This window comes from Magnetococcales bacterium, from assembly GCA_015228935.1.
Taxonomy (GTDB): Bacteria; Pseudomonadota; Magnetococcia; order Magnetococcales; family DC0425bin3; genus HA3dbin3.
Window position 1 is genome coordinate 1 of sequence record JADGCO010000031.1, and the last position, 26071, is coordinate 26071.

Consider the following 26071-nt stretch of genomic DNA (forward strand, 5'->3'; position numbering starts at 1 on the left):
TAAGGAGATTGCTCATGAAGGATTCATTGTATGATCCAGAAATGGATGGGGTCACACCCGAGGACGTTTCCCGGCTTGGGAAAGAATGGCTTGATAGGTTGATAGACGTAACGCCTGATGAGGAGCTTTTTTCTTTACCGAGGTTTGGGCATCGGCTGGCGCAGGGCCGCCAGGAAGGTGGGGCCACCATCCTGCTCCAAATCCTCCATCACCGTTTTCCGAACCTGCCTGCCTGGATCAGGCAGAAGGTGCTTGCCTCCGACCTCAACGCATTGCGTGTACTGACGGATCGCGCAATAGACGCCCACTCGTTACAGGACGTTTTTGGCGACGAACATGACCAAAAATTTTGACTTGAAAAAAGCCGGCCTGAAAGCCACCCTGCCCCGCATGAAAATTTTGAGTCTTTTCATGGCTGAGGAGCGGCAACACCTGACTGCCGAGGATATTTTTCGCCGCCTGTTGGCAGACGGGGAGGAAATTGGTCTGGCCACGGTCTACCGGGTATTGACCCAGTTTGTCCATGCCGGGTTGCTCGTGCGCCACCACTTCGAAAGCGGCAAGGCGATTTTCGAGATCAATCACGGCAACCACCACGACCACCTCGTTTGCCTGCAATGTGGCCATGTGCTGGAATTTTTTGATGAAGAGATTGAAAAACGCCAACATGTGATCGCGCAACAGCACCAGTTTGCCGTTCAGGATCACTCCCTCCACATTTATGTGGATTGCCTGCGGGAAGATTGTCCCAACAGGTCGTAAGCCAGGACTCTGTCCTTGACTTGCCTGGGAGCCAGCCCTATGGATTCTATTTTCAAAAAGCCCCTGCCCATGGCCGAAAAGGTGATGATGGCAAACCGTTTCAAGGTGGGCAAAAGATGTCTCCGTCGGAATTTTGGAAGTTTGGCAAAGATGACTGTAACTCCCGTCAGCCAGCCAAACCCAAGAGGGAGTGCAAATGTTTATGTAAGTGAAAATAACTGTTAAATGCATAAATTGAATGGTTTTTCTTAAAATTATTATTAAAATTATAAATAGTATGCTTATCTTAATTGAAAATCCAGCATGACCTATCCTAAGAAACCATATCAAATGCAATAATATTGTTCAATTCAATTAATTGATATAGATGATTTTTATGTCTTAACAGCACTTTGTAAATGCGAATCCATTTTTCTTTCATCACGCACTTTGACCAGAATAACAATAAACAATATTACTCATAACAGGCGCAATTTTTTATTACATGTCAAATAATAATTGGCACTGCTCTGCAAAAAGTCTATAGTGTCAGCTATGAATGTCATTTCGGTCACCATGTGCGGTTTTTGGCATTAATTATTCGTAAAATATTGAAAATATGGAAAATATATGAACAATCCCCGAATGATTTGACCGGATTGGCCCAAATCGTGATCAAGGCCAATGATTTGACATCATGCTTTTTTCACATCATCGCAGAGACATTTTTTTCCACTGACATGCTTCTCGGTCGCCAACCCTGGGCCTTCAGGATTTAGCCGCATCTCACAGGATACACAATGCCGAAAAATATACGACCACCAGATTCCTCAACCAACACTGGAAATCTTGACTTTATTCTGCTGGGTGTTGGGATATTGCTTGTACTCGGTACTGTAATCATCACTTTCGTGAAACCCAATCCTACCCCCTATCAACAGACTGTTTTCCGAACACTGATAGCCCTTGGCGCAGCAGCTTTCGCAGCCGCTCTACCTGGCTTTCTGAATGTGGACATGAGATTTAAAAGTAGCTTTGTCCGGGCTAGTGGTGCCCTTGGAGTTTTTGTGCTGGTTTATTTTTTCACCCCCGCCATTTCCCCAAGTGCAACTTGGCCACAGCATCCAGAAACCGAGGATGGCGTTCGCGTAGATCTGAAATCAGCAGAAACCAAGACGAGTACTCCCTTTTCCACCGCTGCCGATATCGTTCGCGTAAATCAGAAGTCAGTAGATAATGGCTCTAGGAGTATCAATTATGAGAAAGATACATTAAAATCGATAGATAGTAATGATTCTGGAGGAGATAACATCATATTAGCGGAATCCAATCAACAGCAAACAAGTTCTGGAGGAGAGAATATTATATTAGAAAAACCTGCTCAACAGACTGTTTCCCAAACATGTATTGATTTCAATAAATATGAACTAAAGAAAAATGATTGCATAATAAATGGTTGGGATACGAAAATTGATGCCAATGGACCCGTTCCAAATGGAAACTGTGAAGCTAAAATAAATGAATTGAAGGAAGCAATCAGCAATGGAAATGAAGATAGAATAAAACGCGCAATCATAGTCATGAAGTGTGCCAGATGTCCATGCAACTAAAAGGAGTCGTGTCATGATGAATCCCAATATAAACACGAAACACACGGTCGCTGCAAAAGGTTTGAAATTGTTAAAAATAGAGGAAGTGAAATTCAAACGCGATCAACTTAAGCAAGTTCTGGTGATAGGTGTGGTGATACTGGGTGTTTCTTTTGCGCCCATCAAAGGGCATGCCCAAGAAATTTTTGTTCTTCAAGAACAATTTTCTGTTTGCAAAGTGAATTGCACACAATTTACGGCAAAGAATTGCGAAAACAAAAATGAGAGGGAAGTGATATCTTTGCCAATTAAAGATGCCAACAAGCTGACCGTGTCCGGTAGAGGTTTGGCAGAAGCCCAATCCGATAACTCTCCCGGCCGAGTGACAATGGTGTTTGAAGGAGAGGATGGTAAAATTCTTGAAAGGGAGCAGGTGATTCCTGCCAAGTCAAGCAAGACCTTTTCTGTGAAGATGCCTTTGGCGAAAAAACAAAGTGGATCTTTGACTATCCATCTGCGTGTCAGTGACTGGTGTACATCCTTGGAAAGATTGAAAGTTGTACAGGAGTGACATACGGAGGAAGTCAATATCGGAAGCTGACTCTTGTAAACCTGACTGGTTGATTAGTCAAGGATTTCGTCAGATCCAATGGACATGATTCGCTTCAGAAAAACCCGGGCATACGCCCAGGGACACGTCGTTGTTGTGAGCGACAAATCCCTGGGCAAACGCCCAAACCATCGTGTTTGGGTTCGGTGATTGGTTCAATTCCTCTCAAAAAAGGAACACGGAGTACATCGGCATGACAGCTACCTCTTCCCCGATAAACAGTCGGAAATTTGCCACAGTAGTGATCTTTTTATTCTTGCTATTGGGCATCCTCGGATTGTCATGGTCAGGAATCGTGTGCTACTATAATGTTAAGGCATCGTGGAACAATTTGATAGATGTCATTCATTTACCATCAAATTCCAATACCGCAGATAAATTAAAAGAACAATTTGAAAATCCAAACGTAGTGAACCGGGAAAATGAATCCAAAGCCAATCTCCAATCAAAATCTCCGGAAATAGAAATTCCCGAATTTTACAAAAAAATTGGCGTTGGGATTGCTTATCGCCTTGACCTTTCAGCGGTTTCCCCTTTACTTTTGATCTATTTTTTTGGGTCGATATTGGTCGGCTCGTGTTTGGTTCTGACCCAACACGCAGACTGGATACAGAAAATAAATTTGTTGCAGAAATGGTTAACGCAAAATCGATTTCCTTTTGTCCCTTCCTACCAATTCTACCTTATGCAATTCGGTTTATTGGGTACTATTATCGGTATGACCGAGGGGTACGCCACCCTCGCCCATACCGAGGACTCTCAGTCCATGATTGTTTCTCTGGGTGCTGCCTTTTACAGCACTTTGACTGCGATTGTAGTGGCTTATGTTTTTGGGCCACCCACAGGAATAATAATGAGGTGGACAATTAGCAACAGATCAGATTCTGGGAATATTCCAATCTACAACACTGAAACACGGGATTATATAATAAAAAATTTAGATTTATTATTAAAATTTGATAAAATAGATATTATTGAACAAAACCAGAAGAAAATACAGACGGCTCTCACAAGTCTTGAGGAAAGATTTAATGAGGTTAATGTTATTTTTGGGGAAGTAACACGTAAATTGTCCAGCCTCAGCAATATAACTGACACCATTGCCAAGCAGCAAGCAACAATGAAAATCGAACTTGGTGCGGAGGTCTCAAATCGAATAACATCCCAGGAAGATCAAAATCAGAAAATTGGAGCTTTACGCCAAGGTGAAGATAATATAATTTATCAATTGAACGCCCTTCAGCTTACAGTAGATAAACAATACGAGATTATTAATAAAGTTTTGAAGTCGGAGGAATATCTACGTTTAGGGGATACAATACTAAAAATCAGTGAACGAGAAAAAATAGAAAGCCAGATTGCTCAATTGCGTTCTAACCAGGAAAATCTGACCCTAACATTGAATAATGAACAAAATAAACTCAGAAAACTGATGCTTACACAGGTGGAAAATTTACGCAGTGAAGTTTATATTCTTTATACTCCTCCAAAAACGACACCAGACCAGAACTCTGAGTAACGGGTGTGTCAAACACCTTTTGATTGAGGTGCCTACATTATGAGCAAATTCGAGAACCAACATCCGATCCACAACAATCTCCAAAACCAAGGAGACGAGCAGGTCGATATAAACTCCACACTGGCACAGCTTATGCTGCACTTGGTGGTCATCCTGACTCTTTTCTTTACCATCAAGGTGGAGCAAGAGAAAGTAAAACGCGAAGATGCTCAACGATTGTATTCCGAGACCAAAGATACCGTCCCAAATTCACAGTCTATTCTTAAAGAAAAAGCGGAAGCCATTGCTCTCGCTCGGGAAACACTCCTGGATAAGGCAATTGAACAAGTGACACGGGAAGATTCTATCCATGATGAATTTAAACAGTTCAAAGACGGCTATCCAAAAGAACCGGAAATAATCATGGATAAAGACACATTTAGCGGAATCACCGACTTTTCCAAGACTCGCGATGCGGCTGAGCGTTTAAAACAAAAATTAACCGGCGATCCAAAAAAATACCACTTAAAGTTAACAGAACTCATCAAAGAGCGTTTTGCACAGTTGGTTGAAAGTGGGAAGGAACATGTATTCCTAAAAGGAAAAGATAAAAATTTAAAGCTAATTAGCTCACTAACAAAAAATGATGAGAATAAAATATCAAAGAGCGTCGATTTATTTATTGACGATTTCCGAATAAAAGTTAAGAATGTCGAGCTTATATTTATAAGTTCGTGGGTTAATTCTGAAAAAGTCGATCAAGAATTTGACGACAAAATGGGACCGGAATTTAACCCTCTGTTTTTGAAGCCCAAGCCGATCCCTGAACAACATACCCCACACGAATCAATTCCAAATGTATCAAATAATAAGATTCTTGGGTCTCGTTACCGTACAGCTACGCTAAAGCTTTTGCGAGACCGTTTGGATGATGCAGGATTTCCCCAAGTATCGTCAAGAGATATTTGGCACTACACTCCGTAGGAGATAACGTAATGAATAACCGATGGCATTATGAGAATACACTCACCGTGGTATTGACTGTCTGCCTGGTCCTGGTTTTTCCTATCTCAATTTTTGGAGAAGAAGGGCTTAAGCATAAAGAAGTCAATATCGACCTGTCAGACTTGACAGCCAAGTCGCAAGATAGGCGATCCATTAAGCAAGCACTCAAGCTCCTTCCGGAACATCTAACCTCTGCTGAGGAATGGAAGGAACAAATGCTGAATTCACTTCAGGAACATCTGGACTTAAATAAAAGCATGGAACTTATGAAAGAAAAAGAAAAATCTAAATTAGACATGGTTATTACCGGAATGCTCAAGCAATTTGCGTCCAATCAAACCGGTCTGAACCCTGACACATGGCCCAAGGAGATGCTGGACAAAAACCAGAATACAATCAATGAAATCATCAAAAAAAGCCTGGATGGTGGATTCCTGACCAACTACACCGAGGGTCGGAATATGGCGGCAAAGCAACAGAGGGATGGATTGGAAAAGAGGTGCTTTGTCAAACCAGAGGAAGTTGAAAGCCTTGTTGACTTGATTTCTCGGGAAATACCCAACCAGAAAGCAGCATCTTTGGTCGAACGTTTGCATCAGAAGGTACTGACAGAAAAACATTTGTTCAGGATGGAAGGGGATCCATTGAAGGATAACATTCGAACCCAAATTGATAAAGAATTGGACCATATAAGGTGGCAAGAAAATTTCATCAAAGGATTCAAACCAATTTTTGGAAAATTTTCGGAAGAAATTTACTCAAACATGGAACAAGAGCTAATAGACAAGGCAAAACAGCTTGAGAAAGGCAGCCCGCAGTGCCGGGGACAATCTGGATTTAGTCCTTATTCGGGTCTCAAAAAACTTATTGGCGAACAAGCTCAATCCTTGGAATGGAAAGCATTCCGCACTCATATCCTTGATGAGTTGGACTTGGAGAAACAATGCCCAGGCTTGCCAAGGAGTGAAATCATTTCAGCCTTGGACAAATCCTCCGATTGGCCCATGACCTTGTCAGCCCATTTAGAGGAACTTAATAATTCGTTTTCTGAAAAGGTTCGACAATCTTTGGTGAATAATTTCCTGACTGAAGAGAATACATATCGTCAAGCCCGTTCCAATCGATTGACAGAACGGATAATTCAAAGATCAAACTTGGAACACGAAGCCTTTACTAACAATTTACAGCGTTGCCTGCAAAATATCGTCGAGACTAAACGCAAAGAGCGAGCAGAAAATAATCTTAAGAGACGGTTTCCCGATATAGTCACAGGTATCTATGAGATTAAGGATGATAAAAAAGTAGACAATCTGGTCGAGAAATTTCAGAAAAAGATCGGCACATACGAGAATCTCGAGGATAATCAATTAGAGACCTTGGTCGGGGAGTTTCCATCCGACCTGCAACAAGTAAAAATTACGTTCCATTTGAATGAGGAGCGTGAATCATTCTCTCAGCATGCCAATAAGTTGGTTAGAGAAGCATTGAATACCTTTGGGAAACAAAAAAGTCTCGTCGAGACGACCATCCATGATGCTCCAAATGGGAATGTGTGCTATGAACCTAAAGGTGGAGACAATGTAGTACTGTCACTGAAGGAACGAATAAGTAAATGTACTGATACTTTGACCCGGCAATGGAACAGCAACCACACCCGAAATAAATATGCCTACCTGTTCCCAAGTAACCGGAAACTGATTGAGAAACTGTTAGCCACAAAATCTGAAGCTCCTTCCGAGGTTATTCCAAAGACCCAGGAAGTAAACCAAGTCAATTCCAAGATTTCCGGCCCAGATCCCAGCGGTGGTGGTAAAGGCGGCAAAGGACATGGTGGTGGAAAAGGTGATGGTGAAGGTGATGGTGAAGATGGTGGTGGTAGTGGTGGTAAATGCCCTCTAAACTGTATCGACTTCCTGAATGAGGTTATTGACAAAAAAAAGGTGCCAAATCAATGCAAAAAAGGGCTGACCAAAGAGTGCGTTAAAGCACTATCGACTATCAAGTGAGATCCATAATCATGCTCCTGCGCCGATACTTCATAGGATTTACTCTACTATTAGGGGTCACAGGAACACTGACCATCCCAGGTATTGCTGCACCTCCCTTGGTAAACCCAGATCTAAAACAGATCCTGTCGATTTACGTTGAATCACAGTACGTCGGATGTTGTGTGGCTTCTTGGGTCTATGAAGAGGCACGTATAACCCGCCTGCATGAAGCTGGATTCAAGTCGGCTCGTCGAATACATGTTCGAAATAAAGTCGAGAATCATTCATGTTCGGAGGTTATTGCCCTGGGGCCATTCCCTACCTGGGAAGTAATCGATAAAATTGTTCTAACCTTGAGGAAAAAATCCCCCTGGAAAGAGTATAACCCCCGGAGAGGCGATATTATGTCACAACAGGAGTGGCAGGAATCCCAAATAATTTTTGGCAAGAGGTTGGAATGTATTCCAGTACCCAAACCCGAACCCGAAACTGAACCCGACCCGCAGTTGTTCATCCATTTCGACCCAACCCTTATTCAAGCCACAGATAAAGATGGCGATAAACGAGAAATCAAAATATCCAACCCTTATTGGTTGGGTCGTACAGAGACAACAGTAGTCCAATATGCCGCCTGCGTGAGTGCAGGAGTATGCCAACCCCCGGCTGAAATTGGACTGGGATGTCACTGGCCAGGATACCAGGAACGACCTCGAGGGGGTTCTTATCCCATAAATTGTCTAACCCTGATGCAAATTCAGACCTTCATGGAATGGTATTCCGCTCAATACCCAGGTCTGCACTTTCACTTGCCAACACCTGAGCAATGGCTGGGAGCCGCATTGGGTAAAAAATACATGGAGGATAAGGATAAAAATGAGATTTGCCAGGATAAAAAAAGTCACCCCAATCTTTGTGACTCCTGTCCACCACCACCTCGCGTCCCCGGAAAAAACAATGGCTGGGCAGCCGGGGCTTCGGTTGATCGCGACTCTAAATGTCTCACCAACGGTTTGGTTGATATGGTGGGTAACGTGGCCGAATTGGTACAAGGATCAGACAATTCCCTCAAGCTAATGGGTGGAGGATGGCGCACTCCTATCATACATAAACTCTCACTTGCCACATTGGAAATGTTGGAAAAGCCGCTGTCTGAAAATGAGAAACTTCCCCTGCACAAAATATCATGGGCAGGCTTTCGCATGGCGGTTGACCGCATCCAGAGATCAAAATGAGTAAATATTGCTTCTATCTGATCATCTGAGAATCTCATCCATGCCCTGACCGGCACAGATTTGTCACACGATCATACCGAATTGACGTGGATTGCCTGCGGGAAGATTGTCCCAACAGGTCATGAAATTGAAACCCTATCCATCGTCTCCGGCTGGTACTTTCGGATAATCGTGCGCTTGATTTCCTCGCCAAACTGCTCGGATGCAAGATCAAGCTCATAACTTTTTTGCAGGTTCATCCAGAAAGCGGCTTCTACCCCAAGCCATTGTTCAAGACGCAAAGCCGTGTCAGCAGTCATGGCCCGTTTACCGGCAATGAGCTGGTAAATCCGATTGGATGGTACGTGGATGTGTCGTGCCAATTCGGCGGACGTTACTCCAATCTCGGCCAATTCATCGGCCAGGATTTTACCTGGATGAATCGGGTAAATGGGTCGTTTCTCGATCATAGTGCCTCCTTCATGAGCGGTCATCGACAATTTCGATATTGAAGGGTCGTATTGCACCGTCCGGCCACTCAAAACACACTCGCCATTGAGTCCTGAACCCGGATGACCCCTCTCCCAAATCAGGAGAGGGGCCAGTTTTTTTGATTCGATGGGGGTCAAGACGCTTCCGTATGGGCCTGGGGATTCTGCCCGCCGGCCCTGCCGGATGGATTGGTGAATTGATCGTTCAGGTTCTGGACGTAGCTGTCGGCATCTTTCAGGACGTTGTGGATCATTTTTTCGGTCCGGCCACCCCACCCGGTTGGCGTCAGGGTGAGCAGGGAACGAAGCGGTCGGGTATTGAGGGCAAAGGCCCGGGTCAGAAAATCGCGAATGTCGGGCTTTTGAATGTCCCGCAGGGTATTGGTCAGGGTCAGGCGCGCCGCATATTTGCGCACGAACATGTGGACCGATCCCAATACACCCAGAATGGCCAACGCCAACGCAACCACCCCAACCTGTTGCATGCCCCAGGCCCCTGACGACCAGTCCAGAAGCAGCAGAGAACCCAGCCAGGTACCCATGGAAGCCGATGCCCCCTGGGCGGCAAAGGAATAAACCCCCAAAACTCCCAGGATGGCCAACAGGATGGCATCCGTGATCAGGACATTTTTGCGCCAGTTGCGCAACATGTCCCGCATCCGGGGCACAACTTCCATTTCGATCACCTTGGCCGTATGGTCCAGCACACCGATGATGCGATAGGCCCGCTCAATCTCGACCCGGTTGATTCTCTGGACAATTTCATCCATGTCTTCATCCCGTTTGGCCTCATAACGGGCCTTCAGGGTGGCATCGGCAATGGGATGGGCACTCTCGGGATTGTAGATCTGGTAGAAACGCCCGGCGGTCAAACCCGACTGGGCCAAGGCCCGCTGCCAGGCCGCCACCACCTCTTCAAGATTGTCCTCGCGGACCGTGCAATCGACCTGGTTCAGAATAAACAGAAACTTGTTGGAGTCATGGCGGTTGATCGTCTTGGCCACCAGATGGTCCAGGGTATCCCGCATGGCCCCGGGTTCTGGATGGCGGGCGTCGAAAAAGACCATGACCAGATCGGAAAGGTTGATGATGTGATCGGTGATGCGCAAAGTGGAGGTGCGTTGGGCATCGGCATCAAAACCGGGCGAATCGATCATGATCCGCCCTCGCAGCTTTTCGGTGGGGCAGGTCTTGAGTTGCAGATAGGCATCGATGCGCCGCCCTTCACCGGAAACAACCTGTTCAATCTCGTGGCTGATCTGGTAAAAAGGAAACCGGGGATCGGCATCCAGGGCCAGACCGGGCAGGGTGTGAATCTTGTCCTCGTTGCTGAAACAGATGACCGTGAACTTGTCGTCCACCGCCTGGTTGCCGGTACGTTGCAGGGGCAATTCCAGAAAATGATTGATGAAAGTCGATTTTCCGGCACTGAAGGTCCCCAGGACCGAAATCAGGGGCCACCAGGGTACCCGTGTGGCAAAAGACTCCTCGCGGCTGAGGATGCCCATCCGATAGGCAACCCAATCAAGTTCCCGAAAACTTTGTACCACCTTCAGCAGGATGGGATTTTCCTCCTTCAGGTGTTTTTCCAGGCTGTTGAGCCGGCGATCAATCTGGCTGGTGTTGCTTGTTGACATGAAGGTCTCCACAGGTCCAGGGGAAAACGGTGCGGGATGCAAACCTTTTCTGGTATAACCTAAACGGTATGTGGAACTCAATTGGTCTAGGTTCGGTACGTATCTCTATTTGGAATAAATTTGGAGTGACGCCATGGACAAGAATTCCCTGACAATTCGCGACAACCGTACCGGCAAGGAGGTCAATCTGCCGGTCATCGAGGGTTCCGAAGGACCGCCAGTCATTGAAATAGGAAACATTTTCAAAGAGTTTGGCCTTTTCACGCTGGATCCTGGATTTCGTTCCACAGCCTCCTGCAAGAGTGACATCACCTTCATCGACGGTGATCAGGGCATCCTGCTGCATCGGGGCTATCCCATCGAGCAATTGGCGGAAAAAAGCAGTTATCTGGAAGTGTGTTATTTGCTGATATTCGGCCACCTCCCCACCCAGGCGGAGTTTACCAATTTCAAGCAACTCGTGACCCATCACACCATGGTTCACGAGCAACTGCAACAGTTCTATCATGGATTCCGGCGTGATGCACATCCCATGGCCATCATGGTCGGGGTGGTGGGGGCGCTCTCGTCGTTCTATCACGATTCCCTGGATATTTCCGATCCGCGTCATCGGGAAATCGCTGCCTACCGATTGCTTTCCAAGATGCCGACAATCGCGGCATTTTCCTACAAGTACGCTGTCGGGCAACCGTTCATCTATCCCCAGAACAAACTGGGGTTTGTCGAAAATTTTCTGCACATGATGTTTGCGGTCCCGTGTGATACCTATCACATCTCCCCGGTGCTGGTGCAGGCCATGGAAAAAATCATGATCCTGCACGCCGATCACGAGCAGAATGCCTCGACCGCCACCGTGCGCCTGGCCGGTTCGTCGCTGGCCAACCCGTTTGCGGCCATTTCGGCAGGTATTGGTGCCCTGTGGGGCCCGGCCCATGGCGGTGCCAACGAAGCCGTCCTCAACATGCTGGAAGAAATCGGCAATCCGGATCACATCGGCGAATACATCCGCCGCGCCAAGGATCCCCAGGACACCTTTCGCTTGATGGGATTCGGACACCGGGTGTATAAAAATTACGACCCGCGTGCCAAAATATTGCGCGTCGCCGCCCATGAGGTCCTCAAGGAGCTGGATCGCACCGATGATCCCCGCCTCCAGGTCGCCCTCAAACTGGAACAGATTGCCCTGGAAGATGACTATTTCATCAAGAAAAAGCTCTATCCGAACGTGGATTTCTACTCCGGTCTCATCCTGTCGGCCATCGGCATTCCCACCAACATGTTCACCGTGATCTTCGCCCTCTCCCGCTCGGTGGGGTGGATCAGCCAGTGGATGGAGATGATGGCAGAAAAAGACCAATCCATTGGGCGGCCCCGACAGTTGTACACCGGAGCCAAGAAACGGGATTATGTCGCCATCGAAAATCGCGGCTGAACTCCCTGAAATTTCTGGAGACCGGCGGAAAGTGCATCCCCCCGCCGGTCCCCCTCGAAACAGCACACTCCACCCACCCTCATGGTCGCCTGCCGGAAATTTCCTTGCGACATGCCGTTGACACGGTACATGAAAAATACATAGTGTCTCCTTCCCTTTGTCAGGATTGGGAACAAAGAACTCGATCGCGTTGGAGAATGAAAGTTGAAGCTGAACGGTGCAGAAATCTTCGTGCAGTGCTTGCAGGAAATGAACGTCCGGACGATTTTCGGCTACCCGGGAGGGGCCATTCTCAATATTTACGATGAAATTTACAAAGCAAAGAATTTGCGGCATATTCTGGTCCGGCATGAACAGGGTGCCGTCCATGCCGCCGATGGCTATGCCCGGGCCACGGGAGAGGTTGGTGTGGTTCTGGTCACATCCGGACCCGGAGCAACCAACGCGGTCACCGGCCTGGCCACCGCCAACATGGACTCCATTCCGGTTGTCTGTTTCACGGGACAGGTCTCCTCCAGCCTGATTGGCAACGACGCCTTTCAGGAGGCCGACACGGTCGGCATCACCCGCTCCTGCACCAAACACAACTATCTGGTGAAAAAGGTGGAAGATCTGGCCCGCATCATCCGCGAGGCCTTCTATATCGCCCGCACCGGACGACCAGGGCCGGTCCTCATCGACATTCCCAAGGATATCCTGACCCAGAAGACCGAACATGTCTATCGGGATGGACGGGTCGATATTCCCTCCTATCGCCCCACTATCGAGGGACATACCGGACAGATTCGCCGGGCCGTCAAGCTGCTGCAAAAATCCTCGCGTCCGGTCATCTATACAGGAGGGGGCGTTATCCTCTCCAATGCCGCCCAGGAATTGACGGAATTTGCTCATATCCTGGGGGCACCGGTCACGAATACCCTGATGGGCCTGGGAGGATTTCCCGGCTCGGACCCGCAGTTTCTGGGCATGCTGGGCATGCACGGCACCTATGAGGCCAACATGGCGGTCACCCGCTGCGACCTGCTGGTCGCCATCGGTGCCCGCTTTGACGACCGGGTCACCGGCAGGGTGTCCGAATTTGCCCCCGAGGCGGAAATCATTCACATCGATGTCGATCCCACCTCGGTCTCCAAAAATGTGAAAGTGGATGTGCCCATCGTCGGCGATGTCAAACATGTGTTGGGAAAAATCATCGGTTTGATCAACGACGCCACCTTCCGCAAACAAAAACCGGACTACACCCCCTGGTGGAACGAAATTGAAACCTGGCGACGGCGGGAGTGTCTCAAGTTCAACCAGGATGACAAGGTGATCCAACCGCAATCGGTCATCAAGACCCTTTACGAATTGACCCATGGCAATGCCATCATCGTCACCGATGTGGGTCAGCACCAGATGTGGGCGGCCCAGTTTTACAAATTTGACCGCCCCAGACGCTGGCTCACCTCGGGCGGACTCGGCACCATGGGATATGGTCTCCCTGCGAGCCTCGGTGCCCTGGTGGCCAAGCCCGATCAGCCCATTTTTCTCATCTCCGGCGACGGCTCGATCCAGATGAATATCCAGGAACTCGGTACCGCCCGCCAGTATCGGCTTCCCATCAAAATATTGATCCTCAACAACAGCTTTTTGGGAATGGTCCGGCAGTGGCAGGAGTTGTTCTATGGCCGCCGCTATTCGGAGACCGACCTGTCGGACATGGCCGCCCCCGATTTCCAGAAACTGGCGGAAGCCTACGGTGCCACCGGTCTTTTGGCCGAGCGCCCGGATCAGGTGGAGTCGGTCTTGCGCCAAACGATGGCAACCCCGGGCATGGTGATCGCAGAGTTTCGCACCAACCGGGAGTGCAATGTGTATCCCATGGTGCCGGCTGGCGCTGCCATGAACGAAATGATCTTGTTGTGAAGGGAGTCGCCATGAGACACGTCCTGTCGGTCCTGGTGAACAACGAACCCGGTGTCCTGACCCGGGTATCCGGGCTGTTTTCCGCCCGTGGATTCAACATTGAAAGCCTCTCGGTGGCCCCGGTCGGCGATGGCACCACCTCGCGCATCACCATGGTGAGCCACGGCGATACCCAGATCACCGAACAAATCACCAAGCAATTGAACAAACTGATCCCGGTCATTCGCGTCGTGGACCTGACCGACGGTCCCCACGTGGAACGGGAACTCATGCTGATCAAGGTATCCGCCGAACGCGATATTCGCGCCGAAATCATGCGTATTGCCGATATTTTCCGGTCGCGGGTGGTCGATGCCACCCCGGTTTCGTTCATCATCGAGGTGACCGGCGGCAGTGACAAGCTCGATGCCTGTCTGGCCATGCTCACCCCGCTGGGCGTCGTGGAAATGGTTCGTACCGGCAAGGTGGCCATGTCCCGAGGCGATAAAAAGACTTGACAAAAAGTAACCATTCAGAACCCTTTCAAAAAAGGATTCGACATGAAAGACCTTGTTGGGGCTCCGCCCCAAACCCCGCCAGGAGGAAGGGCACAGCCCTTCCTCCTGGACCTCCTTCCCAGTTTTTCAAACGTTTATTGACGGGGGGCTGAATAGTTGCGACAAATAAAGACTTGATGGGCTGAGTAGCCCGTTTGGAGAATTTCAGTTCATGCCAAGGAGAAGCTTTTCATGAAAGTCTATTATGACCGCGATGCGGATCTGGGCCTGATCAAATCCCGGCAGGTGACCATCATCGGTTACGGATCGCAGGGACATGCCCATGCCCAAAATCTCAAGGACTCGGGTGTGCCGGTCGTGGTGGGTCTGCGCACTGGATCCGGTTCCTGGCAAAAAGCCCAGAATGCCGGCTTGAACGTGGCCGAAATCCCCCAGGCCGTGGCCGGGGCCGATCTGATCATGATGCTGGTCCCCGATGAACACCAGGCCCGCATCTACCGGGAAGACATCGCCCCCCATCTGAAAAATGGTGCCACCCTGGCCTTTGCCCATGGCTTCAACATTCATTTCGGTCAGATTGATCCCCCGGCCCACATGGATGTCATCCTGGCCGCCCCCAAAGGCCCCGGCCATCTGGTCCGCTCCGAGTACGTCAAAGGTGGCGGTGTCCCCACCCTGGTGGCGATTCATCAAAACAGCTCCGGTCGTGCCCTGGAAACAGCCCTTGCCTATGCCTCGGCCATCGGTGGCGGTCGGGCCGGCATCATCGAAACCACCTTCCGGGAAGAGACCGAAACCGACCTGTTCGGCGAACAGGCCGTCCTGTGCGGCGGCATTTCGGCCCTCATCCAGGCCGGCTTCGAAACCCTGGTCGAAGCGGGCTACGCCCCGGAAATGGCCTACTTCGAATGCCTCCACGAAACCAAACTGATCGTGGACCTCATCTACGAGGGAGGCCTCTCCAACATGCGGTATTCCATCTCCAATACCGCCGAGTATGGCGATCTGACCCGGGGTCCCCGCGTGGTGAACGACCAGACCCGCCTGGAAATGAAAAAAATATTGCGTGAAATCCAGACCGGCGAATTCGCCCGCGAATGGATTTCCGAAAATCAGGCCGGTGGACGCGCCAAATTTTTGGCCTTGCGCCGTCTTGGCCAGGAACACCCGGTTGAAAAACTCGGTCAGCAGTTGCGGGCCATGATGCCCTGGATCCAAAAAAGCAAGCTGGTGGACAAATCACGGAACTGAGTCCACAATCCAGGCAACGTCGATGTTCGTTGAGTGGCTGCTCGACACCTGTCGAGCAGCCGCAAAACCGGGCCTGAAATCCAGGCAACATCGATGTTCGTTGGATGGCTGCTCGACACATGTCGAACAGCCGCAGACAGTCTGGATCGTCAAATAGAGGATGACGGAGGTCAAGGTGCGTGTTCCCGTAGCCAGGGAGGGTTGGCCCTTCATTATCGCCTTCACCGGGGTGGCACTCCTGGTCTCGTGGCTGTGCCCCAGTGTACTGGGAGACATCCCCCCCTGGATCCTGGCCTTTTGGTGCCTCTGGTTTTTCCGGGACCCGGACCGGCAGACGCCGGCAGATGCCGGTCTGCTGATCGCGCCAGCCGATGGCCGGATCGTGGCCGTGGAAGAGATTCCCGCCGCCCCCCTCTCCGGGCAACCGGCCCGCAAGGTTTCCATTTTCATGAACGTTTTCAGCGTCCATGTCAACCGCATGCCCGCTGCCGGCGAGGTCCGGAAACAGGTCTATCATCCGGGACGTTTTTTCAACGCCGCCTTGGACAAGGCATCGACGGAAAATGAACGCATGGAGCTGCTGCTCGCCACCGATGTCGGCCCGGTCGTCATGGTGCAGGTGGCCGGCCTCGTGGCCCGGCGAATTGTCTGTCGGGCCGGCGAAGGAAGCCGATGGTCCCGTGGCGAACGCTTCGGTCTGATCCGCTTTGGTTCCCGGGTCGATCTCTATCTGCCACCGGCGGCGCAAGTCCCCCTGACCATCGGCGATCAAACCCGGGCCGGCGAAACCATCGTCGCCCGGCTGGAGCCTGCCCGTGCCCACGCCTGAACAACCCCGCCCCAACAAACGGGTTTACATCCTGCCCAACCTCCTGACGACAGGAGGGTTGTTTTTCGGGTTCTACGCCATCATGGGTTCCCTGGATGGCAAGATCGAGCGCAGTGCCATCGCCATCCTGGTTGCCGGTATTTTCGATGCCCTGGATGGCCGGGTGGCCCGGGCCACCGGCGGTGTCTCCGCCTTTGGCAAGGAGTATGACAGCCTGGCCGATTTTCTCTCGTTCGGTATTGCGCCCGGCATCCTGGTCTACCAGTGGTCCCTGGCCCCTTTCAGCCGCCTTGGCATGGCCGGGGCCTTTTTGTTCATGGTCTGCGGTGCCCTGCGCCTGGCCCGGTTCAATGTCCAACACTACGTGCAGGATGAACGGCTGTCGCGCCGATATTTTCAGGGCTTGCCGGTCCCGGCGGCGGCAGGCATCCTGGTGGCAACCATCCTGTTTTACCTGGATCTGGGTATCCAACCCTGGTCAGGCGGCACTGCCGAACGCACCCTGCTCCACTGGTGGCCGTTGATCACCACCTATTTTCTGGCCTTTCTCATGGTCAGCACGATCCGGTTCCGCAGCTTCAAGGATATTACCTGGCACCGGGAACGCCCCTTCTTTGCCCTGGTGGTCACGGTCCTGTTCATTGCCATCCTGACCATCGACATGCCCATCACCCTGTTTTTGGTGGGTCTCCTCTACCTTGTCTCGGCCTTCCAAAGCCATCGGGAATATCGCCAGTTGCTGGCCGAAGGCAAGGAAGTTCCTGGTGACGAAGTGAAGGATCTATCTATTTAGGGCTTCGCCCCAGACCCCATTGGGGGATGAATCCCCCAAACCCCCTCTTTTTTTTCATTTTGTTTTTTTGTTTTTTTTGTTTTTTCATCTCACATCTTACGGAACAAGATCATGACGCACGAACAGATCATCATTTTCGACACCACCCTGCGGGATGGCGAACAATCCCCCGGAGCCTCCATGAATGTGGAGGAAAAAGTCCGCATCGCCCGCCAACTGGAAAAATTGCGGGTGGATGTGATCGAGGCCGGATTTCCCATCGCCTCGCAGGGTGATTTCGAGAGCGTGCAAGCCGTGGCCAAGGCCGTGCGGGAGTGCAGCGTGGCCGGCCTCTCCCGTGCCCGCCCGGAAGATATCGACCGGGCCTGGGAAAGCCTGCAAGGAGCCGCCAATCCGCGCATCCATACCTTCATCGCCACCAGCCCCATCCACATGCAGCACAAATTGCGCATGCAACCGGATGCCGTCGTGGAAGCAGCCATCGCCGCCGTGCGCCATGCCCGCAAATACACCTCCAACGTGGAGTGGTCGGCAGAAGACGCCGGACGGGCCGACATGGATTTTCTCTGCCGCATCGTGGAAGCCGTCATCGCCGCCGGAGCCACGACAGTCAATATTCCGGATACCGTCGGCTATACCCTCCCCCATGAATTCGGTGCCCGCATCCATACCCTCATGGAGCGGGTTCCCAATATTCACAAGGCCGTCATTTCAGTCCACTGCCACAATGATCTGGGTCTGGCCGTGGCCAACTCCCTTGCGGCCATCCTCAATGGTGCCCGTCAGGTCGAATGCACCATCAACGGCTTGGGTGAACGGGCCGGTAATGCCGCACTCGAAGAAATCGTCATGTCCCTCCGGACCCGCCGCGATATCCTCCCCTTTGAGGTCGGTGTCGAAACCACGGAAATCATGCGTTCCTCGCGGCTGGTCTCAACCATCACCGGCTTCCCCGTGCAACCCAACAAAGCCATCGTCGGTGCCAACGCCTTTGCCCATGAATCCGGCATCCATCAGGATGGGGTCCTGAAAAACGCCTCCACCTACGAAATCATGACCCCCGCCTCCGTCGGACTCACAACCAACCAGTTGGTCCTCGGCAAACATTCCGGGCGTCATGCCTTCCGCGACAAATTGCGGGGTTTTGGCTATGACCTGACCGATGCCGAACTCGACCTGACCTTCCAGCGCTTCAAAAGTCTGGCGGATAAAAAACAGGATCTGTACGATGAAGACATCAAGGCACTCGTGGAAGACGAAGTGGTGCGGGTCTCCGACCATTTCCGTCTGATCCGACTGCATGTCACCTCCGGAACCCGCGATACGCCGGTCGCCGTCGTGGAACTGGAAATCGGCGGCGAAACGTGTCATGGTTCCAGTTGGGGCGATGGTTCGGTGGAGGCGGTTTTCAAGGCCGTGGGTCAAGCCGTTCCCATGGCCCGGTCCACAGTACTGTCCCTCTATCAGGTCCAGGCCGTGACCGGCGGCATGGACGCCCAGGCCGAAGTGACCGTGCGTCTGACCCTCGATGATGCCCGCGTCAATGGCCAAGGCACCGATTATGATGTCATCATTGCCTCCGCCAAGGCCTACATCAATGCCCTGAACAAACTCGCCACCAAGCGCGGCGAAATTCGCCGGGGGGTTTGAACTTGGCACAAAAATTGTTTGTCAGTGGAGCGAAGCAACCTTTTGACGGGAGGATGACTCCATGACGATCCGCCGTGTGGACCACTCGGGCAAATCACTCGCCAATTCGAGTGTAAAAAAGCAATCCCGGACCAGTGAAGGAACGCCGGGGGAAAAATTTACCCGGGTGATGGACGCTCTTGCCCCCATGGAAGGTCCACATGCCGTAACCGCTGCCGATGAGGTGCAAGCCAGTGACGGCGACGCCTCCTCACGCCAGCGCCGCCAACAGCTCCAACATACGGGAGAGCTGCTGGACTCGTTGCAGGACCTGGAAGAAAATCTCCAGAATGGCGACCCCCGCCCAGAGGAGAGTGAGGCAGAATTGGCCGAGCAGACCCGGCTGCGCCTCCGGGAAACCCGCGATCAGGCCCTCCAATCCCTGAACGACACCACCAACAAAGGTGCCGAACGTGATCTGCTGCATCGCACCGCCGTTCTGGCAACAGTAGAACTGGCAAAAACCGATCGGGGGGATTATAAATAATCCCGCCGACAATACTCTTTCCTCCCGCAGGTGAAGGGTGATCAGCCGACCCGGCTTGGGCCGGCAAGGATCCCGAATTCGAGTCCCTTGGAACATATAAGAAATTTTTCTATCATCGCCCATATCGACCATGGCAAAAGCACCCTGGCGGACCGTCTTCTCGAAGCCACAGGTGCGCTGACAAAGCGCGAAATGACCGAACAGGTCCTGGACAGCATGGACCTGGAGCGGGAACGGGGCATCACCATCAAGGCCCATTATGTCCGGCTCAACTATCAGGCCAGTGATGGCGTGGACTATATCCTCAATCTGATCGATACCCCCGGGCATGTCGATTTTACCTATGAGGTCTCCCGCTCCCTGGCTGCCTGTGAAGGTGCCCTGCTCGTCGTGGATGCCGCCCAGGGGGTCGAAGCCCAAACCCTCGCCAATGTCTACCTGGCCCTGGATCATGACCTGGAAATCATCCCGATCCTGAACAAGATCGACCTCCCCTCAGCCAATGCGGAACAGGTGCGCAAACAAATCGAGGAGATGGTCGGCCTGGATGCCAGTGAAGCAATCCCGACCTCCGCCAAAACCGGTGCCGGCATCCATGAAATCCTTGAAGCCATCGTCCAAAAAATTCCCCCACCCCGTGGCGACCGGCAAGGCATCCTGAAGGCCCTCATCATCGACTCCTGGTATGACAATTATCTGGGCGTGGTGTGTCTGGTCCGGGTCATGGATGGAACACTGACAGTCGGCCAGAAGATTCGCCTGATGAGCAACGGGCGCGAAGTCCAGGTGGATCGTCTCACCCTGGCCATGCCCGCCATGACCGACTGCCAGGCTTTGGGAGCCGGTGAAGTGGGATGCGTCATGGCGAGCATCAAGGTGGTGGCCGATGCCAAAGTCGGCGATACGATCACCGATGCCCGCCGTCCCGCCACAACCCGCCTGGAGGGTTTCAAGGAAGTCAAACCCATGGTCTTTGCCGGACTCTACCCGGTGGATTCCGGCGACTATGAAAATCTCAAAGGTGCCCTGGACAAGCTCTCCCTGAACGACTCCGCCTTCGACTACGAACCCGAAACCTCCCCTGCCCTGGGATTTGGCTATCGGTGCGGATTTCTGGGCATGTTGCACATGGAGATTGTCCAGGAACGCCTGGATCGCGAGTTCAATCTCGATCTGGTCACCACGGCCCCCACCGTGGTCTATAAAATTCTCATGACCGACGGCACCCTGCGCGAAATTCATAACCCTTCCGATCTCCCCCCGACGGTCAGGATTCGCGAAATTCAGGAACCGTATATCCATGCCTCCATCATGGCACCGGCAGAATACATGGGCGGCATCATGAAACTGTGCAACGAACGCCGGGGAACCCAAAAAAATCTGACCTACGCCACGGAAACCCGTGCCCTGCTCGAATACGATCTGCCCTTGAACGAAGTCGTTCTCGACTTTTTCGACCGGTTGAAATCCATTTCACGCGGTTATGCCTCCCTGGACTATGAAGTGCGTGAATTCCGTCCGGCGGATCTGGTCAAACTCGACATTTTGATCAACGGCGAACCCGTGGATGCCTTGTCGATCATCGTCCATCGTGCCAACAGTTTTCATCGGGGCCGCGAGCTGGCCAAACGGATGAAGGATGTCATCCATCGGCAAATGTTCGAGGTCTCTGTCCAGGCCGCCATCGGTGCCAAAATCATTGCGCGGGAGACCGTCAAGGCCCTGCGCAAAAATGTCACCGCCAAATGTTACGGCGGCGACATCACCCGCAAACGCAAACTCCTGGAAAGACAAAAAGCCGGCAAAAAACGCATGAAACAAATCGGCAAAGTGGAAATTCCCCAGGAGGCATTCCTGGCCGTGTTGCAGGTGGAGTGAGTCAGGCGCGATAATTGCTATCTCCCCCACACAGGTGGCCTTTCAGGCGAACCGCCGGACAACTCATCATGGATCGGGCAGGGATGGAATGAACAGCAAGGGAATTACCAAACGGCATCTTCAGCATGGCATCGCCTTCCTCCTGGCGGGCGTTTTCATGTTTGGCAGCTACATGGTCATCGGCATCGATTCCCTTGAAGATCGTATGGGACCAGGTCCGGTGGCCGGTCTGGCCATGGTGGCCTTTGGTATCTTCCTGCTCATTCCCGGTCAACGGCTCCTGGATCAACCCTCCTGGTTTCGTGAATACTACGATGCCATTGTCCTGGCCGTCGGCATTGCCCTTTTCGTGCGGACGTTCATCATCGAACCGTTCAAGATTCCTTCCGGTTCCATGATCCCCACCCTGCTGGTTGGCGATTATCTCTTTGTCAACAAGCTCTCCTATGGACATCGCGTCCCGTTTACCAAAGAGCGGGTCTTGTTTGGCAAGGGTCCGCAACGCGGCGACATTGCCGTCTTCGAATATCCCCGGGAACCCAGCAAGGATTATATCAAACGCATCATCGGACTGCCGGGCGACCGGATCGTTTACGACCATAAACGACTCTACGTCAACGGCAAGCCCGTCCCCTACGACACTGTCGGACCCTACAGCTATCAAAACGAGCGCAGTTACGAAATCGACGCCGAACGCCGCATGGAAAAGTTGAAAAATCCTGCGTACAGCGTGCTGGTGCAGGCGCAGATGGATTTTATCGACAAGCGCACGGATGAGGTTGTCCCGGCTGGTCACTATTTTGTCATGGGCGACAATCGCGACAACAGCAACGACTCACGCATCTGGGGTTTTGTGCCCAGTTATCGTCTGGTGGGCAAGGCGGTGGCACTCTTCTGGTCCTGGGATGCTCATGCGTCATCCCCACGCTGGAAACGGGTGGCCAGTGCCGTGGAGTGAACCCTTGCACCTCGACACCCTGCAAAACAACATCGGCTACCATTTCCAGAACCAGGAACTTTTGCAGCAGGCTTTGCGCCATCGATCCAGCCCCCCACCCCTGCCTCGGGAAGGGGATGCTGCGTCAGCCGTCGGTGCCCAATGGCACAACGAACGGCTCGAATTTCTGGGCGATGCGGTCCTGAACCTGCTTGTTTCGGATCTGCTTTTTACCCGGTTTCCCCATCTCGCCGAAGGGGCGCTCTCGCGCTGGCGTTCCACGCTTGTCAATATCGATTCCTTGAGTGATCTGGCGCGTCTGATCGACCTGGGCAGTTGCCTGCAAATGGGCCACGGCGAAGCCTTGAGTGGTGGACGCCAAAAAAATTCCATCCTCGGCGACGCCATGGAGGCCTTGCTGGGGGCCATTTATCTCGATGGGGGTCATGGTGCCGTCCAGCAGGTGGTCAGGCAGATGTTTGCCGGTGCCGTGGCCGCCATTCAGCCCGAACAACCCGGCAAGGATTTCAAATCCCTCCTGCAAGAAAAATTGCAAAGTCTGGGACGCCCCCTCCCCCTCTACCGGGTGGTCCAAGCGGAAGGTGCCCCCCATCAGCGCATTTTCACCGTTGAATGTGTAGCCGAAGGGTTGCCCACCGGTCGCGGCCAGGGCCAGACCAAACGCACCGCCGAACGCGAAGCCGCCCGCATGCTGCTTGATCTTTGGGAACCGGAATTTTTGAATGTATGATATTCATATAGCCACTTTCAAGACTTTTTATCTTTTTTTCCACCAAGGCTTGTCATCTTTTTTATCGTGCTTGCTGACAAGATATAAATTGGTATCACCGTATAATTTTAATGGGATCAATTTTGAATCCGAACTTAATCTGGTGGCAAAACCTATAAATATATACAATATCTCCCTTTCATTAACAAGTATACTACGATGGTAAATGTGGTTCCCCAGCAACAACGGCGTTTTATTGAATTCCATAATAAAAGCAACATCTTCAATACCATCTCCATTAAAATCTGAACGAAGTAAATCCGTAATGATTGCTACATGATGAAATACTGATTTTATATATGTTATATACTCGTATATCAAATAATTTCCCTTGATGCTGCTTTTTATACTGACATTTGTTAAAAATCTATTTTTAACAAGAGCATCCCAAATTTTTGCTGGGGGAGTAAAATTATATAATATTTCGTCCTTATATTGAGGAAATATTAACTTATCAGAAAATAAATCAGGAGTTATATGAATAGGTTGGTCTGGGAGAAATGATTTTTCTGGTTTTTTACCTTTTGCAGATCCTAATACCAGCAAACATCTTGCTAATTTAGAACATGGAGATATTCCTGTCCGTGTATTCTTCGTTATTAATCTATAATTTTCGGAAGAAATACTATTATTTACATATTCTTCCGTTAATATTTTCCCGTCTACTCCCCATAAATCGCTACATTTTATTATTTTCTCTTTTCCTTGACTATAATTAATTTCTGATAGAGAGCTAATCATATCTATAATCTGCAATCTACTTAGATTTTTATCAAATTTTTTTCCATCTACAGTGAGTTTTTCTGAAACTAATGTATCATATAGAATAAACTCTTTAATATTCTCGCTATAGATAGGCTTAACTAGAATAACACATATAAGAAATAGGAGCATGATCTGAAAAATATTCATTGTTGTCCCCTTTATGAAATAGGCACCCTCTTGCATTACAGCAAAAGGGTGCCATGCTTGATTTATTGATCATTAATCCTACGTCGCATCTTATCGAATCGATTTTTCCATCCTTGCCAGTTACCCTCCTGATTTCTACCAAAAGTCGCTAACTGAGTACCAATATAAAACCTTTCATCATAGAGACATTTCATCACATTTTCTGAATCTCTATTTTCCTCAGCTTTTTTGATCGCATGAAGAGTTTCATCGCTCATTCTACCATTTACAGGCACTCTGTATCCCTGAGAATTAAGCGCTTCTTGCAAGGCTTTCATGCCACCTGAATTGCCATGATGAGTTGCAGCATCGAAGATTTGCTCTCTCATTTTATGATTCTCTACTTGTTCAAGTTTCAACCCTTCCCAGATATGCTTGCGATAAAAAACCTTCGCTTTCTCTTCGTCGATGTTGCCCACATCATTCAGCGTGACTTCTCTGTCACCTCTCAGCCCCAACTCATTCAAACCTTCTCTATCATTATTCATGACCAGCCTTTTTCTCAGGTCTTCCAGAGTACCCTTGGTTACACCATAGTTCGTGCCATCTCCTCGATCATTTGCACGATTGGTATAACCATCCCCACCCTCATTTTCAATGACAGTCAACTGGAAGCAGGAATCGAAACTTGCGCGATTTCTCTGTTCCCTCAGCTCCCGCTCATTTGCAGCATTACCCCCCTCGGAAGCAGCACGTTGACCTGAAGCTGATGGACTCTCTATCGTTCTTTCTCGAACGACAGGTGACGGCGTTGGGACTGATGGCCAATCCTCAGGAACGGGTGTTGGTTCTGGTGTCGGTTCTGGTGTTGGTTCTGGTGTCGGCGACGGTGTTTCATGATTCCAGGCTTCATCCCAGGGAGATTCATCTGTTGTTGGCCAGGATACAGCCTCTGCTTCACCACCGGAGTCGTCCTGGATCATATCATTTTGACTGCGCATCTGCAATGAATCTCGATGCCTGGAGGGGGGCATAAAACGAGATGCGTAAAGACCGTTGGGAAAAACAAACGGAACTCTGGTATTTTCATCAGGCCACTGCTGGGAAGTCATGACCGGCGAAAACATATTTTCCGAGAGCGTTTGCACAGGATTGATTTTTTTCATCTGGAGACCTGCTGAACTCTCTTCTGTTCTCTTGCGGGCAGGGGTCGGGTTCAGGCCTGATTGTACAAATGGTCGTGGTTGTGCCCATGATGAATCCTCATGCCGTGACTGAGTCAAATCAGCACCGGCATGCAGCGGTGGCACGGTTGTGGCATTGGGCAGTGCAGGTTGCTGATACAGTTTTTTGAACTCGTTGATCATTTTGCCATATTTTTGGTTGAAAGGGCCAATATTGGCAAATTCCTGATCGATTTGTGCAACCTGATCCCAGTTTTTCATCTGCCGGGCATTTTCCTGGTCTCGCCGCCTGGCACCCAGTTGTCCAGGATTGTTCGTGAGTTGGGATGGCACATAGTCTGGGGGCGGCAATTGGTCCTTGCCAAGAATATTTCCCAGTCCCATGTGCAGTCGCCATGAGGCCACGTTTTGGCCAAAATCATCTTTTTGTTTTTGAATCTGCTGCATTCCTTGCCAGAGTTTGGTGGCAGCCCAGGGATTCATGGCATGGTCATCATCATCGCGAAAGCTCATTTTTCTCTCCAATTGCATGGATGGTTGGTCATCAAACACAATAAAAATCTGCCAGACACTGCGGAAATTTTCCGTAGCGAACTCCTCGAACAATATAATCCTTCAATAATCTTCGAAGGATCTAAACAAAAAACCCTCCGGGAAATCCCGGAGGGTTTATGAGCCAGCACGGATCTGATTTACATCTGGATTCCACGATCAAGGCATGTGAACCCAGGGAACGGG

At 50.7% G+C, this 26071-nt stretch carries 23 protein-coding genes; 19 read left to right on the top strand and 4 right to left on the bottom strand.

Going from position 1 to position 26071, the window contains the following annotated elements; all coding sequences use genetic code 11:
- Positions 1 to 14 precede the first annotated feature (14 nt).
- The 8 genes from HQL65_09335 (at position 15) to HQL65_09370 (ending at position 8663) form a co-directional block, all read left to right on the top strand.
- On the top strand, positions 15 to 353 hold the full coding sequence (locus tag HQL65_09335) for a hypothetical protein (protein MBF0136429.1): 339 nt from the start codon (positions 15 to 17) through the stop codon (positions 351 to 353).
- Positions 337 to 762, top strand: coding sequence for a ferric iron uptake transcriptional regulator (fur, locus tag HQL65_09340; protein MBF0136430.1), 426 nt, complete (start codon positions 337 to 339; stop codon positions 760 to 762). The genes HQL65_09335 and fur overlap by 17 nt, the downstream gene beginning before the upstream one ends.
- A 779-nt stretch (positions 763 to 1541) precedes the next feature.
- Entirely contained in the window at positions 1542 to 2351 is an 810-nt protein-coding gene (locus tag HQL65_09345; protein ID MBF0136431.1) for a hypothetical protein, read from the top strand.
- Between the two features lie 13 nt (positions 2352 to 2364).
- A complete protein-coding gene (locus tag HQL65_09350) occupies positions 2365 to 2901 on the top strand; it encodes a hypothetical protein (protein MBF0136432.1) in 537 nt (178 codons plus the stop codon).
- 232 nt (positions 2902 to 3133) lie between these two features.
- Positions 3134 to 4459 carry a MotA/TolQ/ExbB proton channel family protein gene (locus HQL65_09355; protein MBF0136433.1) on the top strand — a complete coding sequence of 442 codons (1326 nt, stop codon included), beginning with the start codon at positions 3134 to 3136 and terminating at the stop codon, positions 4457 to 4459.
- Between the two features lie 39 nt (positions 4460 to 4498).
- Positions 4499 to 5422, top strand: coding sequence for a hypothetical protein (locus HQL65_09360; GenBank protein ID MBF0136434.1), 924 nt, complete (start codon positions 4499 to 4501; stop codon positions 5420 to 5422).
- Positions 5423 to 5433: 11 nt separating this feature from the next.
- Positions 5434 to 7449 (top strand): hypothetical protein, encoded by a 2016-nt coding sequence (locus HQL65_09365; protein ID MBF0136435.1) that lies wholly within the window; start codon positions 5434 to 5436, stop codon positions 7447 to 7449.
- Positions 7450 to 7460: 11 nt separating this feature from the next.
- Entirely contained in the window at positions 7461 to 8663 is a 1203-nt protein-coding gene (locus HQL65_09370) for an SUMF1/EgtB/PvdO family nonheme iron enzyme (protein MBF0136436.1), read from the top strand.
- Between the two features lie 119 nt (positions 8664 to 8782).
- Here the strand turns inward: HQL65_09370 and HQL65_09375 are convergent, their stop codons facing one another.
- Both HQL65_09375 and HQL65_09380 read right to left on the bottom strand, forming a co-directional pair.
- A complete protein-coding gene (locus tag HQL65_09375; protein ID MBF0136437.1) occupies positions 8783 to 9112 on the bottom strand; it encodes a HigA family addiction module antidote protein in 330 nt (109 codons plus the stop codon).
- A gap of 155 nt (positions 9113 to 9267) precedes the next feature.
- The gene (locus tag HQL65_09380) at positions 9268 to 10770 is read right to left on the bottom strand and encodes a dynamin family protein (GenBank protein ID MBF0136438.1); all 1503 of its coding nucleotides are present in this window, start codon (positions 10768 to 10770) and stop codon (positions 9268 to 9270) included.
- A 133-nt stretch (positions 10771 to 10903) separates the two neighbouring features.
- Between HQL65_09380 and gltA the strand changes: the two genes are divergently transcribed.
- The 11 genes from gltA to rnc all read left to right on the top strand — a co-directional run bounded on the left by gltA (position 10904) and on the right by rnc (position 23219).
- Complete coding sequence (gltA, locus tag HQL65_09385) at positions 10904 to 12202, top strand: citrate (Si)-synthase (GenBank protein MBF0136439.1); 1299 nt, start codon at positions 10904 to 10906, stop codon at positions 12200 to 12202.
- 204 nt (positions 12203 to 12406) lie between these two features.
- Positions 12407 to 14107: a biosynthetic-type acetolactate synthase large subunit gene (gene ilvB, locus HQL65_09390; GenBank protein MBF0136440.1), complete on the top strand. Its 1701-nt coding sequence runs from the start codon at positions 12407 to 12409 to the stop codon at positions 14105 to 14107.
- Positions 14108 to 14118: 11 nt separating this feature from the next.
- Complete coding sequence (ilvN, locus tag HQL65_09395; GenBank protein MBF0136441.1) at positions 14119 to 14604, top strand: acetolactate synthase small subunit; 486 nt, start codon at positions 14119 to 14121, stop codon at positions 14602 to 14604.
- 231 nt (positions 14605 to 14835) lie between these two features.
- On the top strand, positions 14836 to 15855 hold the full coding sequence (gene ilvC / locus HQL65_09400) for a ketol-acid reductoisomerase (GenBank protein ID MBF0136442.1): 1020 nt from the start codon (positions 14836 to 14838) through the stop codon (positions 15853 to 15855).
- A gap of 160 nt (positions 15856 to 16015) precedes the next feature.
- Complete coding sequence (locus tag HQL65_09405) at positions 16016 to 16684, top strand: phosphatidylserine decarboxylase family protein (protein ID MBF0136443.1); 669 nt, start codon at positions 16016 to 16018, stop codon at positions 16682 to 16684.
- The gene (gene pssA, locus HQL65_09410; protein MBF0136444.1) at positions 16671 to 17477 is read left to right on the top strand and encodes a CDP-diacylglycerol--serine O-phosphatidyltransferase; all 807 of its coding nucleotides are present in this window, start codon (positions 16671 to 16673) and stop codon (positions 17475 to 17477) included. Before HQL65_09405 ends, pssA begins: the two co-directional genes overlap by 14 nt.
- Before the next feature lie 111 nt (positions 17478 to 17588).
- Positions 17589 to 19127 carry a 2-isopropylmalate synthase gene (locus tag HQL65_09415; GenBank protein ID MBF0136445.1) on the top strand — a complete coding sequence of 513 codons (1539 nt, stop codon included), beginning with the start codon at positions 17589 to 17591 and terminating at the stop codon, positions 19125 to 19127.
- A 61-nt stretch (positions 19128 to 19188) separates the two neighbouring features.
- On the top strand, positions 19189 to 19653 hold the full coding sequence (locus HQL65_09420; GenBank protein ID MBF0136446.1) for a hypothetical protein: 465 nt from the start codon (positions 19189 to 19191) through the stop codon (positions 19651 to 19653).
- A 69-nt stretch (positions 19654 to 19722) separates the two neighbouring features.
- On the top strand, positions 19723 to 21531 hold the full coding sequence (gene lepA, locus HQL65_09425; protein ID MBF0136447.1) for an elongation factor 4: 1809 nt from the start codon (positions 19723 to 19725) through the stop codon (positions 21529 to 21531).
- 88 nt (positions 21532 to 21619) lie between these two features.
- A complete protein-coding gene (lepB, locus tag HQL65_09430) occupies positions 21620 to 22489 on the top strand; it encodes a signal peptidase I (GenBank protein ID MBF0136448.1) in 870 nt (289 codons plus the stop codon).
- Complete coding sequence (gene rnc, locus HQL65_09435) at positions 22443 to 23219, top strand: ribonuclease III (GenBank protein MBF0136449.1); 777 nt, start codon at positions 22443 to 22445, stop codon at positions 23217 to 23219. Before lepB ends, rnc begins: the two co-directional genes overlap by 47 nt.
- A 27-nt stretch (positions 23220 to 23246) precedes the next feature.
- Here the strand turns inward: rnc and HQL65_09440 are convergent, their stop codons facing one another.
- Positions 23247 to 24170 carry a hypothetical protein gene (locus HQL65_09440; GenBank protein MBF0136450.1) on the bottom strand — a complete coding sequence of 308 codons (924 nt, stop codon included), beginning with the start codon at positions 24168 to 24170 and terminating at the stop codon, positions 23247 to 23249.
- 62 nt (positions 24171 to 24232) lie between these two features.
- Positions 24233 to 25939: a hypothetical protein gene (locus HQL65_09445; protein ID MBF0136451.1), complete on the bottom strand. Its 1707-nt coding sequence runs from the start codon at positions 25937 to 25939 to the stop codon at positions 24233 to 24235.
- Positions 25940 to 26071 lie beyond the last annotated feature (132 nt).

What these genes read in the sequence shown, in the direction of transcription:
- HQL65_09335 (MBF0136429.1), top strand. Translation starts at nt 15, where the DNA reads ATGAAGGATTCATTGTATGATCCAGAAATGGATGGGGTCACACCCGAG.
- fur (MBF0136430.1), top strand. Translation starts at nt 337, where the DNA reads ATGACCAAAAATTTTGACTTGAAAAAAGCCGGCCTGAAAGCCACCCTG.
- HQL65_09345 (MBF0136431.1), top strand. Translation starts at nt 1,542, where the DNA reads ATGCCGAAAAATATACGACCACCAGATTCCTCAACCAACACTGGAAAT.
- HQL65_09350 (MBF0136432.1), top strand. Translation starts at nt 2,365, where the DNA reads ATGATGAATCCCAATATAAACACGAAACACACGGTCGCTGCAAAAGGT.
- HQL65_09355 (MBF0136433.1), top strand. Translation starts at nt 3,134, where the DNA reads ATGACAGCTACCTCTTCCCCGATAAACAGTCGGAAATTTGCCACAGTA.
- HQL65_09360 (MBF0136434.1), top strand. Translation starts at nt 4,499, where the DNA reads ATGAGCAAATTCGAGAACCAACATCCGATCCACAACAATCTCCAAAAC.
- HQL65_09365 (MBF0136435.1), top strand. Translation starts at nt 5,434, where the DNA reads ATGAATAACCGATGGCATTATGAGAATACACTCACCGTGGTATTGACT.
- HQL65_09370 (MBF0136436.1), top strand. Translation starts at nt 7,461, where the DNA reads ATGCTCCTGCGCCGATACTTCATAGGATTTACTCTACTATTAGGGGTC.
- HQL65_09375 (MBF0136437.1), bottom strand. Translation starts at nt 9,112, where the DNA reads ATGATCGAGAAACGACCCATTTACCCGATTCATCCAGGTAAAATCCTG.
- HQL65_09380 (MBF0136438.1), bottom strand. Translation starts at nt 10,770, where the DNA reads ATGTCAACAAGCAACACCAGCCAGATTGATCGCCGGCTCAACAGCCTG.
- gltA (MBF0136439.1), top strand. Translation starts at nt 10,904, where the DNA reads ATGGACAAGAATTCCCTGACAATTCGCGACAACCGTACCGGCAAGGAG.
- ilvN (MBF0136441.1), top strand. Translation starts at nt 14,119, where the DNA reads ATGAGACACGTCCTGTCGGTCCTGGTGAACAACGAACCCGGTGTCCTG.
- ilvC (MBF0136442.1), top strand. Translation starts at nt 14,836, where the DNA reads ATGAAAGTCTATTATGACCGCGATGCGGATCTGGGCCTGATCAAATCC.
- HQL65_09405 (MBF0136443.1), top strand. Translation starts at nt 16,016, where the DNA reads ATGACGGAGGTCAAGGTGCGTGTTCCCGTAGCCAGGGAGGGTTGGCCC.
- HQL65_09415 (MBF0136445.1), top strand. Translation starts at nt 17,589, where the DNA reads ATGACGCACGAACAGATCATCATTTTCGACACCACCCTGCGGGATGGC.
- HQL65_09420 (MBF0136446.1), top strand. Translation starts at nt 19,189, where the DNA reads ATGACGATCCGCCGTGTGGACCACTCGGGCAAATCACTCGCCAATTCG.
- lepB (MBF0136448.1), top strand. Translation starts at nt 21,620, where the DNA reads ATGAACAGCAAGGGAATTACCAAACGGCATCTTCAGCATGGCATCGCC.
- rnc (MBF0136449.1), top strand. Translation starts at nt 22,443, where the DNA reads ATGCGTCATCCCCACGCTGGAAACGGGTGGCCAGTGCCGTGGAGTGAA.
- HQL65_09440 (MBF0136450.1), bottom strand. Translation starts at nt 24,170, where the DNA reads ATGAATATTTTTCAGATCATGCTCCTATTTCTTATATGTGTTATTCTA.